This window comes from Paenibacillus sp. J14, from assembly GCF_000518465.1.
GTDB classification, from domain to species: Bacteria; Bacillota; Bacilli; order Paenibacillales; family Paenibacillaceae; genus Fontibacillus; species Fontibacillus barengoltzii.
The window spans coordinates 55,060-68,163 of sequence record NZ_JADQ01000007.1; the positions used below are offsets into that span (position 1 = coordinate 55,060).

Sequence of the window (13,104 nt, forward strand, 5' to 3'; positions counted from 1 at the left end):
TTGTTGGATACTCCTTTGGTTTCTCTCTCCGAATAGTTCTGTCTCTTTTTTTACATACTTCAAGTGATTCGTTAATCTGAAGGAATGGAGTGCTAATGAACGTATGCGGATACCCTTGAGGTTTGGGATGCTTCTTGTTAGTCTGACTCTGCCGCTGACCATGATCACTTCCTGCGGCCAGCAGGATCGAGTCCGATCAAATTCCGTCCCTCCGTCCGGCAATCCCCCCGTGAAAACAGAAGCGATCACCGAATCCAACGGTACAACTTGGGTACCGTTAAAGCTGGTGGCTCAGAGCCTTGGCTTGCGACTGCAGGAGAACCGAGACAGCGCGAATCTCGGTTATAGCGATGTGATGTTTACCGTTCAGCCCAGCCAAAGGCATGCGATCTCCTTCGGTCAGCCGATCGCACTGCCCCAGGCGCCGGTGCGTGAGAACGGCCAGCTCTATATGACGATAGATGCCGTATCTGCCTTGCTTCAAACGAAAGCAAAGATAGATACCCGCACAGGGAAGCTTAGCTTTGACCGCATCACCCCGGCGGGCAGCAACATGCCGCCGCAGACAGGAACGAGCCGATACGGAGTTCTAAGCGTTGCCGATCAACAGGATGAAATGGTCGCTTATGCCAAGCAATTTTTGGGCGTACCTTATGAATTTGGCGCCGCACCTTACGAACAGTCCAAAGCGTTCGATTGTTCGTCCTTCACTCGTCATGTCTTTAAGAAGTTTGGTCAAGATTTGCCGCGGCTGGCTCGGGATCAAGCCAAAGAAGGCGTGCCGGTGACGCGGGATCAACTGCAAGTGGGAGATTTGATCTTCTTCACAGTCCCCGGTCGATTTCAATCCGACAAAATTCCAGGCCATGTCGGCATCTATGTCGGCGACGGCAAGTTTATTCATACCTGGGGGGAACCCGGAGTTCAAATCAGCCCGCTGGACAGCGGGTACTGGAGCACGGTGATTCTTTCCATGCGCCGGGTTCGTTAATTCCGCCCCAGAGCCTAAAGCAAAGGCCGGGAAACCGTAAGGTTCACCCGGCTTTTTTCCTGCCAATCAGCGATTTCCCTTCGATACAAATACAAAGTATAATGAAAGTAGGCATCACTTTCCATATAATAATTTATACATTAAAACCTGATGGATTTAGAGGAGAAAGACGATGGACAACGACAATCTGAAACAGGCTTATGAGGTGCTTGGACTGCCCGAAAACGCTTCCCGCGAAGAACTGGAGAGAGAATTCGACATTTTGTTGCGCAGATCCCGTTCGCGTAACCTCGATCCCGGCGAAGCCGAGGAAATTGAGCGTAAGATCCAGGCTTACAAGCAGATCGTGGAGACGGAGGAACAGCGCAAGCTCGCGGAGTTAACCCGCAGGCGTTATGAGAAATGGGGCAAGTTTGCAGGGACCGCTGAGAAGGTTGACGATTTTTTCCGGCTTTATCGCAATTATGTGATTATTGGAATCATCGCTATCGCAGCAATCATTTGGGGGACAAACGCTTATCTTAATCATCTCGAGGAACAAAGACGGCTGGCCGCCCTGCCTCCGATCGATCTGTCGATCATCATGGCGGGCAATTATATGACCGATGACCAGAACGGCGGCGTCGACGCTCTAGAGCAAGCGATGACAGCACAAATCCCCGGATTCCAAAGGGTGGAAATTGAAATGCTGTACTTACCCATGCAAGGAGAAGCCCTGACGACTGCAGATATCGCATATCAGCAAAAGGCGATGGCCGTGATCGCTTCCACAAGTCCGGATATTTATATTACCGATGCACCTACCTTTGAGTGGTTATCAAATGGCGGCGCCTTTCTCAGCCTTGACGATTTGGTTAATGGAGAACTAAAGGATTTTCTGACGGAGGACTCCCTTGTCAAGGATGTGTCCGATGAAGACAATACGGAGCATGTGTACGGCATTAAAGTTACCAACAGCCGTCTCGTCAAGGATCTGCCGTTAGGTTATACAGACTTAATTATTTCGCTCCGCGTTGACGCGAAGAACAAAGACAAAGCGATCACAATGATCAAGACTTACTTGGAAAATGTCCCGAAGGCGGCGGAATAGCCGCCTTTTTTTTCGTGCATTTTTCATAATTGATTAATTGCAGGGGATGCTATACAATAACCCTATAAACGCGCGTTTACGAAAGTGGGGACAAACCTTTATGCGCAGTGAAGACATCGCCAAACTGGCCGGGGTGTCCCGCAGCACCGTCTCACGGGTGATCAACAACTATCCGAACGTTCCGGAAGCAACGAGGGCTAAGGTGCTCCGCGTCATTGAGCAGCACCATTACGAACCGAACAGCTTTGCCCGGGCGCTCGCCGGCAAACGGACGGATACGATCGGCCTGTTCGCCATCAGCATGACAGAGAAAGAAGATACTAGCCGCATCTATCAGAACAGCTATTTTGCCCCAATCGTCGACATGGTCGTCGACACGGCCAATGCCCGCGGATTTTATGTACTGATTCATACCGTTTATTCGCCGGGCGACTTCCAAAAGGTGAAGCAAGCGTTCCTGCAGAAGCGGATTGATGGCGGAATTCTAGTCGGTACGCAGAAGGACATCGAGCTGGTTCGGGAAATGGTGGATCAGGAAGCGCCGTTAGTGCTCGTCGATTATGACATTGCAGAAATTATGACCGAACGCCTGAACAAAAATCATCTGGCAGTCATCAACTCCAATGATTACGAAGGTACGGTCCAAGCGATTGAATATTTGATCGAGCTCGGGCATCGTGACATCGGCATTTTGAAAGGCAGCATGAATACTTACTCGGGCCGTGAGCGATACTTAGCTTATGAGCACACGCTTAAGAAGCACGGATTGCCGCTAAATGAAGCGTATATCCTTGAAGGCGAATTTCTGAAGGATAGCGCCTACCGCGAGACTCATCGGCTGATCGAGCAAGGAAATTGGCCAACCGCCATATTCTGCGCTAACGACGATATGGCCATCGCAGCAATGGAAGCGTTTGCGGAAAAAGGGATCAGCGTTCCGGAGCATGTGTCGATCATCGGCTTTGACGATGTCGAAATCGCTTCCCGGGTAACGCCGAAGCTGACGACCATTCGGCTGCCCATCGATGAGATGGCCAAGGCTGCCGTTTTGAAAGTGATCGAGCTATGCGAAGCAGAGCAGCCCACCTTCAGCACCGTCAGCTTTCCAACTCGTCTGGTGATCCGGGATTCCTGTCAACCCCCGGCGAAATAACCAAACACCCTACCCTCCTCCCCGATCTTCAAATGATCGCCGGAGGAACCTTTTCTCATGATAATAAACGCGCGTTCACAAACGAAGGGAGAGTTCCTGTTCATGAAATTTGGAGCATTTGACGATCAGCGTAAAGAGTATGTGATTCATACGCCGCAAACCCCTTACCCGTGGATTAACTACCTTGGAAATGAGCAATTTTTCGGTCTAATCTCCAATACGGCCGGCGGTTACACGTTCTATCGCGATGCGCGCCTGCGTCGTTTGACCCGCTATCGCTACAACAACATTCCGCTGGATACCGGTGGACGTTACTACTATCTCCGCGACCATGACAACGGCGATTTCTGGACACCGGGCTGGATGCCGGTCAAACGCGAGCTGGATTTCTACGAATGCCGACACGGTTTGGGCTATACGTCGATCACCGGAGAACGCGGCGGCATTTCGGTCACGCAATTGGCGTTTATTCCGCTGGGTTACAACGGTGAAGTACATCGTTTAACGGTGAAAAATACGAGTACCGAGACGAAGAAGGTCTCTCTCTTCTCTTTTGCCGAGTTCTGCCTGTGGAACGCTCAGGACGACATGACTAACTTCCAACGCAACCTGAGCACCGGCGAAGTCGAAGTGCTGGATTCCGTCATCTACCATAAAACGGAATACCGTGAGCGCCGGAATCACTATGCCTTCTATTCTGTGAACCGCGACATCGACGGCTTTGATACGGACCGCGAATCGTTTGTAGGACTGTATAATGGCTTGCACGAACCGCAGGTTGTTGTTGCCGGCAGAGCTTCCAACTCCATCGCCAGCGGCTGGTCCCCGATCGGCTCGCATGAAGTGACGCTGAAGCTTGCTCCAGGCGAAACGCAAAGCCTGATCTTTATTCTCGGTTACGTCGAAGTGCCGGAAGAAGAGAAATGGGAATCCGCTGGCGTCATCAACAAAAAACCAGCGCTCGAGATGATCGAGAAATTCGCAACAGACGCCGACGTTGACCGCGCTTTGGCTGATCTTGCTGCGTACTGGGACGGCTTGTTGTCCAAGTATCAAATCCAAAGCAGCGACGATAAACTGAACCGCATGGTCAACATTTGGAATCCGTATCAATGTATGGTGACGTTTAATATGTCCCGTTCGGCTTCCTATTTCGAATCCGGGATCGGCCGCGGGATGGGCTTCCGCGATTCCAACCAGGACTTGCTTGGCTTTGTGCATCAAATCCCGGAACGGGCTCGCGAACGGATTCTCGACATCGCTGCTACGCAATTTGAGGACGGCAGCGCGTACCACCAATATCAACCGCTGACCAAGAAAGGAAATAACGAAATCGGCAGCGGCTTCAACGATGACCCATTGTGGCTCGTGCTGGGGACGGCGGCTTACATCAAGGAGACTGGCGACATCAGTATCCTGGATGAACAGGTACCGTTCGATAACAATCCAGACAATACCGCAACGCTGTTCGAGCATTTGAAACGTTCCTTCTACCATGTCGTACACAACCTGGGACCGCATGGCTTGCCGCTCATCGGCCGCGCAGACTGGAACGATTGCCTCAACCTGAACTGCTTCTCCAAGGAGCCAGGTGAGTCGTTCCAAACGACCGCGAACATCGAAGGCCGCGTAGCAGAGTCCGTATTTATCGCCGGCTTGTTCGTCTTCGTAGGCCCAGACTTCGCTGAAATCTGCCGGATCCGCGGGCTGGAATCCGAAGCGAAGGAAGCGCTGGATTGGACGGAGAAAATGCGTAAAACGACGTTGGAACACGGCTTTGACGGCGACTGGTTCCTGCGCGCTTACGATCATTACGGCGAGAAGGTCGGCAGCAAAGAAAACGCTGAAGGCCAAATCTTCATTGAGCCGCAAGGCATGTGCGTCATGGCAGGTATTGGCGTTGAAGAAGGCCTGGCCGCCAAAGCGCTTGCTTCTGTTGAGGAGCGCCTTGATACGAAATACGGGATCGTGCTGCAGCAGCCACCGTACTCGAAGTATTATCTGAACCTGGGCGAAATCTCCAGTTACCCGCCAGGATACAAAGAGAACGCCGGGATCTTCTGCCATAATAACCCGTGGATTATGATTGCGGAAACCGTATTGGGCCACGGTGATCGGGCGTTTGAAGTCTACAAAAAAATCGCCCCGGCCTACCTTGAGGACATCAGCGAAATCCACCGGATGGAGCCGTATGTATACTCACAGATGATTGCCGGTAAAGACGCAGTACGTCACGGCGAAGCGAAGAACTCCTGGCTCACCGGGACGGCAGCCTGGAACTACGTAGCGATCACGCAAGCCATTCTTGGCGTGCAAGCGGACTTCAAGGGACTGAAAGTGGATCCTTGCATTCCATCGGCATGGGACGGATTCGAAATCACCCGCGTTTTCCGTGGAGACACGTACGTCATCCGCGTAAGCAATCCGAATCATGTGGAAAAAGGAGTGGCCAGCATTACGGTGGATGGCCAGCCAATTCAAGGCAACATCATTCCGCCGGCTGGCGACGGCGGCGTACACCAAGTCGAGGTTGAGCTTGGGTAAGCCCCTGTTCTCAATAAGGTGCGAAAATGAAAAAGGTACAACTGCTCCAATCGAGTGGTTGTACCTTTTCTAATTATGGGAGAACTCACTAAGCCTTCGCAGGCTTCATGCCGGTTTCCTCTTTCCCAGTTCCCTGACCTTCTTTATTGACCTGCACTTTGCGGATAAAGAACGATAAGATGAGAGCCACCAGCGTAATTCCTGTCGCCACGACAAAGGCAAAATCAATCCCGTTGATAGTCGCATCCCGGGTGATCATTGCGACTTGTTGCGCATTAGCCGGGTCTTTCGGATTAATTCCAGCTGCGAGAATCATCTCAGCCACCTTATCCTTGGTACGCGAGGACATAATCGTTACGAGCAGTGCGGTTCCGAGCGCGCCGGAGATGGTCCGCAGCGTATTAGACATCGCGGTGCCATGGGCATTCAGCCGCGCTGGGAGTTGGTTGAGACCCGCCGTCTGAATCGGCATCATCAGCATGGACATCCCAAACATCCGGGCGGTGTACATCAAGATGAGATGAGTGTACGTCGTATCGACGGTCAAGTTGCTGAATTCCCAGGTTGTTACGGTGGTGATCGCCAAGCCGATGACCGCCAGCCAGCGGGCGCCTATCCGGTCAAAGATCATCCCGGTAATCGGCGACATAATCCCCATCAAGATCGCTCCCGGCATTAACAGCAGTCCGGATTCCACAGGGGAGAAGCCGCGAATGTTCTGCAGGTAAATCGGCACCAAGATCATCGCTGCATACAGCGCCATGGTGATCACCACATTGATGATCGTCGTCAGCGTAAACATATCGTAGCGGAAGACGCGGAACTCCAGCAACGGCTTATCGGATTTCAATTGACGCCACAGGAATAAGCCCAAGGCGATCACGCCGACAATTAGACTGACGACGACATCCGTCTCGCCCCAGCTGGTGCTGCCTGCTTCGCTAAACCCATACAGGATGCCGCCAAAGCCGAGCGTTGATAAGACAATCGACAGTACGTCCAGATTCGGACGACCCACCTGGGTTACGTTTTTCATAAAGAACACACCAAGAAGAATCGATAAAATCGCAAACGGGAAAATAATCCAGAATAATACGTTCCATGGATGATGCTCAATGATCCAACCAGAGAGCGTTGGCCCAACCGCAGGAGCGAAGATCATGGCGATCCCCATCATCCCCATCGCTTGACCGCGCTTCTCAATCGGGAAGATCGTTAAGAATACGACAGTCATCAGCGGCATCAGCACACCCGCGCCGGCTGCCTGCACCAATCTCCCGATTAGAACCATTTCAAAGCTAGAACCGATTGCGCAAATGAACGTCCCTGCGGAGAACAAGACCATCGCGGAAATAAACAGCATCCGTGTCGTAAATCGTTCCATCAAAAAGGCGCTGATCGGAATCAATACGCCGTTCACCAGCATAAATCCTGTCGTTAACCATTGGATGGTCGTCGGGCCGACCCCTAAGTCGTCCATCATTTTCGGCAAAGCAACGTTCATCAAGGTTTGGTTCAAGAGGGACACAAATGCCCCGATTAATAACGCCATGACAATCGGCCATCTTTTGAAATTTACAGCCGGTACAGCAGCAGTATTACTGTTCATAGGTTTCCTCTCTCACTTTCTCTAAGGATGCGATAATTTTCCGGTGGGTCTGCAGCATCTGGTCGATGTCTTCCCCCGCTGCCTCCAGAACCGTCGAAAACGCGCGGGTATATTCGAGGTCCGTCTTCCGATAAACCTCCATTCCCTTATCCGTGATTTGCAAAAATACGTTTCTCCGGTCATGGTCCACCCGTCCGCGCTCTACAAGCCCCGCTTTGACCAGACGATCAATCACGCCGCTGACCGTGCTGTTTCCCAATCGCATCTGTTCAGCAAGCTCCGTCACCCCGATATGCGGATGTTGATGAATTCGTTTCAAAGCCATGAACTGGATACCGGTGATGCCGAAAGGCTCAGCTTGTTTGGATAGCAATTGGTAAAAGGCTTTCTTCACTTCGCGAAAGGACTCCACGATCTCATGCATGCGTTGCTTCTGATCCAAACGGTGCTCATCCTTTAACTATTAGTTATACTCCTTAATATTTCGTATGCGAAACAATCCATTACTATATTTAACAGAGCATCAAGTTTATTGTCAATATGGGTATCACAAATATTATCAATAGACAAAATTGGATGATTTTCAACCTTCGGATAGCATTTCGCGGAAGATTTCATTCTATACCCCTGACGTGTTGAATGATATAATCATGGTAGAATTCACCTATTACTTAAGGAGGACATGAATCCCATGACATGGTTCAACCGACTTCCCTTATCCGGAAAGATCTCCGCTGCCTGTTATCTTGTGGCCGCGCTCTTTGCCGTACCATCGCTGCTCGCCTTCATCCTGCTGGGACATATCGTCATCGGTATCTTGCTGATCGTCGTGTTGGCAGCGCTTACCTTCCCGCTTTCGCGTTACCTCCAGAAAGCGCTTACGGATTCATTCGACGATATTACCAGCGCTTCGGCCAAAATCGCCAAAGGGGATTTTACCAGTCGAATTTCGGAATCCGGAGGCATGGATGATCTCAGCCGCTCCTTCAACAGCATGGTGGACAAGCTGCGCAAGATCCTCCAGGAAACGTCGGATATCACCCGCAAGGTAATGGATTCCAGCCGGAAGATTTCCGACCGCAATCAGGAGCTGATTGAAGTCATGACCCAAGTCACCCACTCCTCCAACGAGCTGGCTCTTGGTGCCAACGCCATCTCCGAAGATGTCAGCGGCATGAAGGACGCGATTGGCGAGATTGAGCAGAAGGTGAGCAATTACACCGAAGCCTCCCGTGAGATGAATCAGCGTTCCGAAGAAATGATTCATCTGGTGGAGCGTGGACGTGAGTCCGTCTCGCGTCAAGCAAGCGGGATGCGGAAGAACATCGAAGCGACCGAGAAAGTAGCTGAGTCCATTGAGGCTTTGGCGAAGAACGCGCAGGGCATTACCAAAATTACAGCAACGATCTCTGAGATTGCCGAACAAACGAACCTGCTGTCGCTGAACGCTTCAATTGAAGCAGCGCGGGCGGGCGAGCACGGAGCCGGGTTTGCCGTCGTAGCCCACGAGGTTCGCAAGCTGGCGGAAGAATCCACCGCCTCAACCAAAGAGGTATTTAACCTGGTTCGCAGCATCGAACAAGACGTAAAACAAGCCGGACAGAACATTAAAATTAATGAAGAAGTGGTTCGGCAACAAAGCGAAATGATCCAGGAAGCAGAGCAAATCTTCCAAGAAATTGTACAGAGCGTGCAATATATTAGCGAAGAAATCGCCTCCTTCGCCAGAGAGAGCGAGGAGATGCTGGAGAGTGCGCAGAACATCTCATCGGCGATTCAGAACATTTCCGCCATCACCGAGGAATCGGCGGCGGGCACGGAACAGGTCTCGGCATCGATGAACGAGCAAATTACTTCGATTCGCGCGATGGCCGAAGAGGCCGAAGCGATGAAGAATGCCGTGTTCCAGTTGCAGAAGACGATACATATCTTCAAGTTTTAATCGATCTACCCTATCGCCCAGTCCCTTGTTTGCTAAGGGGCTGGGTTATTTTTCACTTTTTCGATAAGATAAGGAGAGTGAAATGAGAAAGGAGGGCTGGTTTCACATGCCCACAACCACCAACTTGACCCAGCTTTATCAGGAGTACCGACATGCGATGACCGCCCTCTCCTACCGGCTGATCGGCTCCTGGTCGGAAGCGGAGGATCTGGTGCAAGACGTGTTCGCCGAGCTGCAGCAGAACGAGCAGCTGGACGACATTCGCCAACCCAAATCTTATCTAATGCGCGCGGTCGTGAATCGCAGTCTCAATGCGCTGAAATCGCCACGGCTGTCTCGGGAGACGTATACCGGGCCCTGGTTACCCGAGCCGGTCTTCGATCCGGGGCTGGAGACGCAACTTGACCGTGTGCTGCGGGAAGAACAGGTCTCTTATGCGTTTATGGTGTTGCTGGAGCGCCTGACTCCCGAGGAGAGGACCGTCTTCGTGCTAAGAGAATCGTTCGCCATGGAATACGAGGAAATCGCTGACCTCTTGGGAAAAAGCGTCGTCGCCTGCCGCAAACTACTGAGTCGGTCTCGGCAAAAGGTCAAATCGGAGCCCGCGATGGCCGCAGCCCCCGCTAACGATCAGATGGCGGAGACTTGGTCCCGCGAGTTTTTGAAAGCGGCAAAAACCGGGGACTTCGGCCCGCTGCTGGAATTGATCCGTGAGGATGCGGTGCTGATTTCTGATGGAGGCGGCAAAGTTCGGGCAGCGATCAATCCGATTCTCTCCCGAGCACGGGTTATTGCCTTTTGGCAAGGTATTCAAGCCAAAGGCACTCTGCAAGGCGACTGGGTACCGACACGGATCAACGGGGAAACAGGCTTGGTTCATTACCGTGATGGAAAGGTCGTGCACATCATCATGTTTGAAGGGGATGCGCAAGGACGAATCCGGCGGTTCTACTTGGTCAGCAATCCTGATAAATTAATTGGCGCTCCTCCACCTGGTCACAAATAACTCCCTTCCCTTGTCTTACTTGTGTAAGCATAAATCATTTTCCAATGGAGGGATCAGGGATGAAAGTCAGAATGGATCATTATCAAGCCAACCCCAGTGTGTACCAGGCGATGAGCCAAATGGAACGGCAAGTCACAGAGAGCGGCCTCGATCGGGTCTTATATGAGCTGATCAAAATCCGCGCGTCTCAAATCAACGGTTGCGCGTACTGCCTTGATATGCACACCAAGAAAATACGCGAGCTTGGCGAAAGCGAGCAACGCACTGCCTTGGTCAGCGTATGGCGGGAATCCCCATGCTATACCGACCAAGAGCGTGCGGTGCTGGAGTTAACCGAAGCCGTTACCCGGATCGCCGATGCCGGTGTACCGCAGGAGGTATACGACCGGGTTCGCAGCTTTTTTAGCGAGAAAGAAACGATGGATTTGATCTTGGCGATTAACGTCATCAACTGCTGGAACCGCATCGCTATTTCCACGGGGATGTTCCCCGGTTGCCGTGACTAGGTGAGAACAATCGGCAAAAAAAGACCTGAAGGAGATAACCTCCCTCAGGTCTTTACAATATTTATAGCTTTGCTTTCAGGTGAATCATCTTGCTGCTGAAATCCCCTCGCACCGAAGCCATGGACAAGCCGGCGTTCATCAAACGGTCGCCGCCATACACCTCGCCGCTTCCGACCACTTCGTAATCCTTGGCCGGGTCAAGTCCTTGCAGCTTGACACTGCGCAGCGGGCCGTTAGGTTCCGCCAGGACGCGGAAATAGAACAGCAACGCTTCGTTCTGATCCGGGCGAACGAACATCCACGCCGTCTCATTGCCTTCGAACGGGCTTTGCAGACGATACAGATCCCCTTGCTGCACCAATCCGCGGATTTCTTTGTAAATGGCGATCTGACGTTTCGCCGTCTCCTTCTCTTCTTCCGTAAACCGAGTAAGATCTAGCTCATAACCAAAATTACCGGACATGGCTACATCCCCTCGGAACGTCAGCGGCGTTGTCCGCTCAACTTGATGGTTTGGCACCGCCGAGACGTGTGCGCCCATCGTCGACACCGGATATACGATGCTGGTGCCATATTGAATTTTCAAGCGCTCCGCCGCATCGGTGTCATCACTCGTCCAAGTCTGCGGCATGTAGTACAGCATGCCTGGATCAAATCGGCCGCCGCCGCCGGAGCAGCTTTCGAACAATATATGCGGGAACTCGCTAGTCAGACGCTCGAGGAGCTCGTACAGCCCCAGCATATAACGGTGGGCAACCTCCCCTTGCCGCTCCGCCGGGCTGACTGCTGAACCAATCTCCGTCATGTTCCGGTTCATATCCCACTTCACATACGTAATCGGTACCGTCGAAAAAATGGTGCTTAAGCGCTCATACAGATACTGGCGCACATCGCTGCGCGACATATCCAGAATCAGCTGGTCGCGAGCTTCCGTACGCCGCCGATCCGGAACATGCAGACACCAGTCAGGATGCGCCCGGTACAGGTCGCTGTCCGAGGAGACCATCTCCGGCTCGAACCAGAGGCCAAACTGCAGCCCGGTGTCCTTCACGCGGCGAGCCAGATCCGCTAGTCCATCAGGCAGCTTGCGGCGGTCCTCGAACCAGTCGCCTAACGAGCTATTATCCCGGTCGCGCCGACCAAACCAGCCGTCGTCAAGCACAAACAGCTCGATGCCCAGTTCGCTGCCCGCCTTGGCAATCGCCTCAATTTTGTCCGCGTTGAAATCGAAATACGTTGCTTCCCAGTTGTTAACGAGAATTGGCCGTTCTTGGTCACGGAACTGCCCGCGGCAGAGTCGAGTCCGGTACAACCGGTGATAGGTGCGGGACATGCCTCCCAGCCCTTCGGCAGAATATACCAGCACGGCCTCCGGGGTTTGGAAGCTTTCGCCCGGCTCCAGCTTCCACGTGAAGTCGAAAGGATTGATCCCAATCTGAACCCGGGTTGTCCCAAACTGCTCCACCTCGGCCTCAGCGGTAAAGCTGCCGCTGTAAACCAAGCTGAAGCCATAGACCTCACCCTGCTGCTCTGTCGCATCCGGCCGCAACAGCGCCAGGAACGGGTTCTGCTGGTGGGAGCTCGAACCGCGGCGGCTGCTGATTCCGGTCACACCAGGAGCGAGCCGTCTGCGTTGGACATGGCGTTCGCGCGCCCAAGCGCCGGATAAATATAATGCGTCGTAAGCTGCATCCGGGAAATCTACCGAGGCGCTGAGCGCCCGCTCCAGTTGAAGCGGCTCGCTGCTTCCGTTCGTCAGCCGAGCGGAACGGGCGATGGCGTCAAACTCGGCAAACACGGTGTAGCTCAGCACAACGACGAGTCCAGAAACACGGTCTTCCAACTCCAACTCGAGCGTTTCCGCCTCATGGTCTTGCTCGACATACACGGCAGGCAGCCCCTCCAGCGCCGGTTTTCCCGGAACAATCCGGTGGGAGCGATACGTCAACTCCGTGGCCCGCGTACCGTTCGCCAGCCGCACCTGATAAGCCGGACTCCGGAAATCGCTTGTGCCGTACTGCGGATATTCCTGCGGAAGAGAATCCAGTGAAATGGACTTATCCTCAGGGATCGGGTTCGGACTAAATGAGGCGCGTTCCTGGAAGGTCAGCAGCTGATCGAGGTTGCTGCCATGGCGCAGCTTCGCCCCAAAATAAGCGTGGGCAGGATACCCGTGAACCAATTGAATGATGTAACTTGTATTGCGGGATTGCAAATGGAAGAGACCTTGCGCTTCATCGAAAAAGATAGGCATTCTCGATCC

General features: G+C 52.8%; 10 protein-coding genes. 7 read left to right on the forward strand and 3 right to left on the reverse strand.

Translation table 11 applies throughout. From position 1 onward, the window contains the following. Positions 1-127: 127 nt before the first annotated feature. From M891_RS0103295 to M891_RS0103310, 4 genes are all read left to right on the forward strand, one after another. On the forward strand, positions 128-991 hold the full coding sequence (locus M891_RS0103295; RefSeq protein ID WP_232228278.1) for a C40 family peptidase: 864 nt from the start codon (positions 128-130) through the stop codon (positions 989-991). Between the two features lie 172 nt (positions 992-1,163). Then, the gene (locus tag M891_RS0103300; protein ID WP_028537812.1) at positions 1,164-2,081 is read left to right on the forward strand and encodes a molecular chaperone DnaJ; all 918 of its coding nucleotides are present in this window, start codon (positions 1,164-1,166) and stop codon (positions 2,079-2,081) included. Positions 2,082-2,181: 100 nt separating this feature from the next. Beyond that, positions 2,182-3,234 carry a LacI family DNA-binding transcriptional regulator gene (locus tag M891_RS0103305; protein WP_016312503.1) on the forward strand — a complete coding sequence of 351 codons (1,053 nt, stop codon included), beginning with the start codon at positions 2,182-2,184 and terminating at the stop codon, positions 3,232-3,234. A 102-nt stretch (positions 3,235-3,336) separates the two neighbouring features. Further along, entirely contained in the window at positions 3,337-5,778 is a 2,442-nt protein-coding gene (locus tag M891_RS0103310; protein ID WP_028537813.1) for a GH36-type glycosyl hydrolase domain-containing protein, read from the forward strand. Between the two features lie 88 nt (positions 5,779-5,866). Here the strand turns inward: M891_RS0103310 and M891_RS0103315 are convergent, their stop codons facing one another. Continuing rightward, positions 5,867-7,387 (reverse strand): DHA2 family efflux MFS transporter permease subunit, encoded by a 1,521-nt coding sequence (locus tag M891_RS0103315; protein ID WP_028537814.1) that lies wholly within the window; start codon positions 7,385-7,387, stop codon positions 5,867-5,869. Continuing rightward, positions 7,377-7,829 carry a MarR family winged helix-turn-helix transcriptional regulator gene (locus tag M891_RS0103320; protein ID WP_016312506.1) on the reverse strand — a complete coding sequence of 151 codons (453 nt, stop codon included), beginning with the start codon at positions 7,827-7,829 and terminating at the stop codon, positions 7,377-7,379. Before M891_RS0103320 ends, M891_RS0103315 begins: the two co-directional genes overlap by 11 nt. A gap of 249 nt (positions 7,830-8,078) precedes the next feature. Between M891_RS0103320 and M891_RS0103325 the strand changes: the two genes are divergently transcribed. From M891_RS0103325 to M891_RS0103335, 3 genes are all read left to right on the forward strand, one after another. Then, the gene (locus tag M891_RS0103325) at positions 8,079-9,329 is read left to right on the forward strand and encodes a methyl-accepting chemotaxis protein (RefSeq protein WP_028537815.1); all 1,251 of its coding nucleotides are present in this window, start codon (positions 8,079-8,081) and stop codon (positions 9,327-9,329) included. Between the two features lie 106 nt (positions 9,330-9,435). Further along, positions 9,436-10,335, forward strand: a complete 900-nt coding sequence (sigJ, locus tag M891_RS0103330; RefSeq protein ID WP_028537816.1) for an RNA polymerase sigma factor SigJ — start codon at positions 9,436-9,438, stop codon at positions 10,333-10,335. 59 nt (positions 10,336-10,394) lie between these two features. Next, positions 10,395-10,841, forward strand: a complete 447-nt coding sequence (locus M891_RS0103335) for a carboxymuconolactone decarboxylase family protein (protein ID WP_028537817.1) — start codon at positions 10,395-10,397, stop codon at positions 10,839-10,841. Positions 10,842-10,902: 61 nt separating this feature from the next. Here the strand turns inward: M891_RS0103335 and M891_RS0103340 are convergent, their stop codons facing one another. Next, a complete protein-coding gene (locus M891_RS0103340) occupies positions 10,903-13,095 on the reverse strand; it encodes an alpha-galactosidase (RefSeq protein ID WP_028537818.1) in 2,193 nt (730 codons plus the stop codon). Between the last annotated feature and the right edge of the window lie 9 nt (positions 13,096-13,104).

Bases quoted from the DNA above. Each gene is read 5' to 3' on its own strand.
- M891_RS0103315 (WP_028537814.1), bottom strand. From the start codon at position 7,387: ATGAACAGTAATACTGCTGCTGTACCGGCTGTAAATTTCAAAAGATGG.
- M891_RS0103300 (WP_028537812.1), top strand. From the start codon at position 1,164: ATGGACAACGACAATCTGAAACAGGCTTATGAGGTGCTTGGACTGCCC.
- M891_RS0103335 (WP_028537817.1), top strand. From the start codon at position 10,395: ATGAAAGTCAGAATGGATCATTATCAAGCCAACCCCAGTGTGTACCAG.
- M891_RS0103295 (WP_232228278.1), top strand. From the start codon at position 128: ATGCTTCTTGTTAGTCTGACTCTGCCGCTGACCATGATCACTTCCTGC.
- M891_RS0103340 (WP_028537818.1), bottom strand. From the start codon at position 13,095: ATGCCTATCTTTTTCGATGAAGCGCAAGGTCTCTTCCATTTGCAATCC.
- sigJ (WP_028537816.1), top strand. From the start codon at position 9,436: ATGCCCACAACCACCAACTTGACCCAGCTTTATCAGGAGTACCGACAT.
- M891_RS0103305 (WP_016312503.1), top strand. From the start codon at position 2,182: ATGCGCAGTGAAGACATCGCCAAACTGGCCGGGGTGTCCCGCAGCACC.
- M891_RS0103310 (WP_028537813.1), top strand. From the start codon at position 3,337: ATGAAATTTGGAGCATTTGACGATCAGCGTAAAGAGTATGTGATTCAT.
- M891_RS0103325 (WP_028537815.1), top strand. From the start codon at position 8,079: ATGACATGGTTCAACCGACTTCCCTTATCCGGAAAGATCTCCGCTGCC.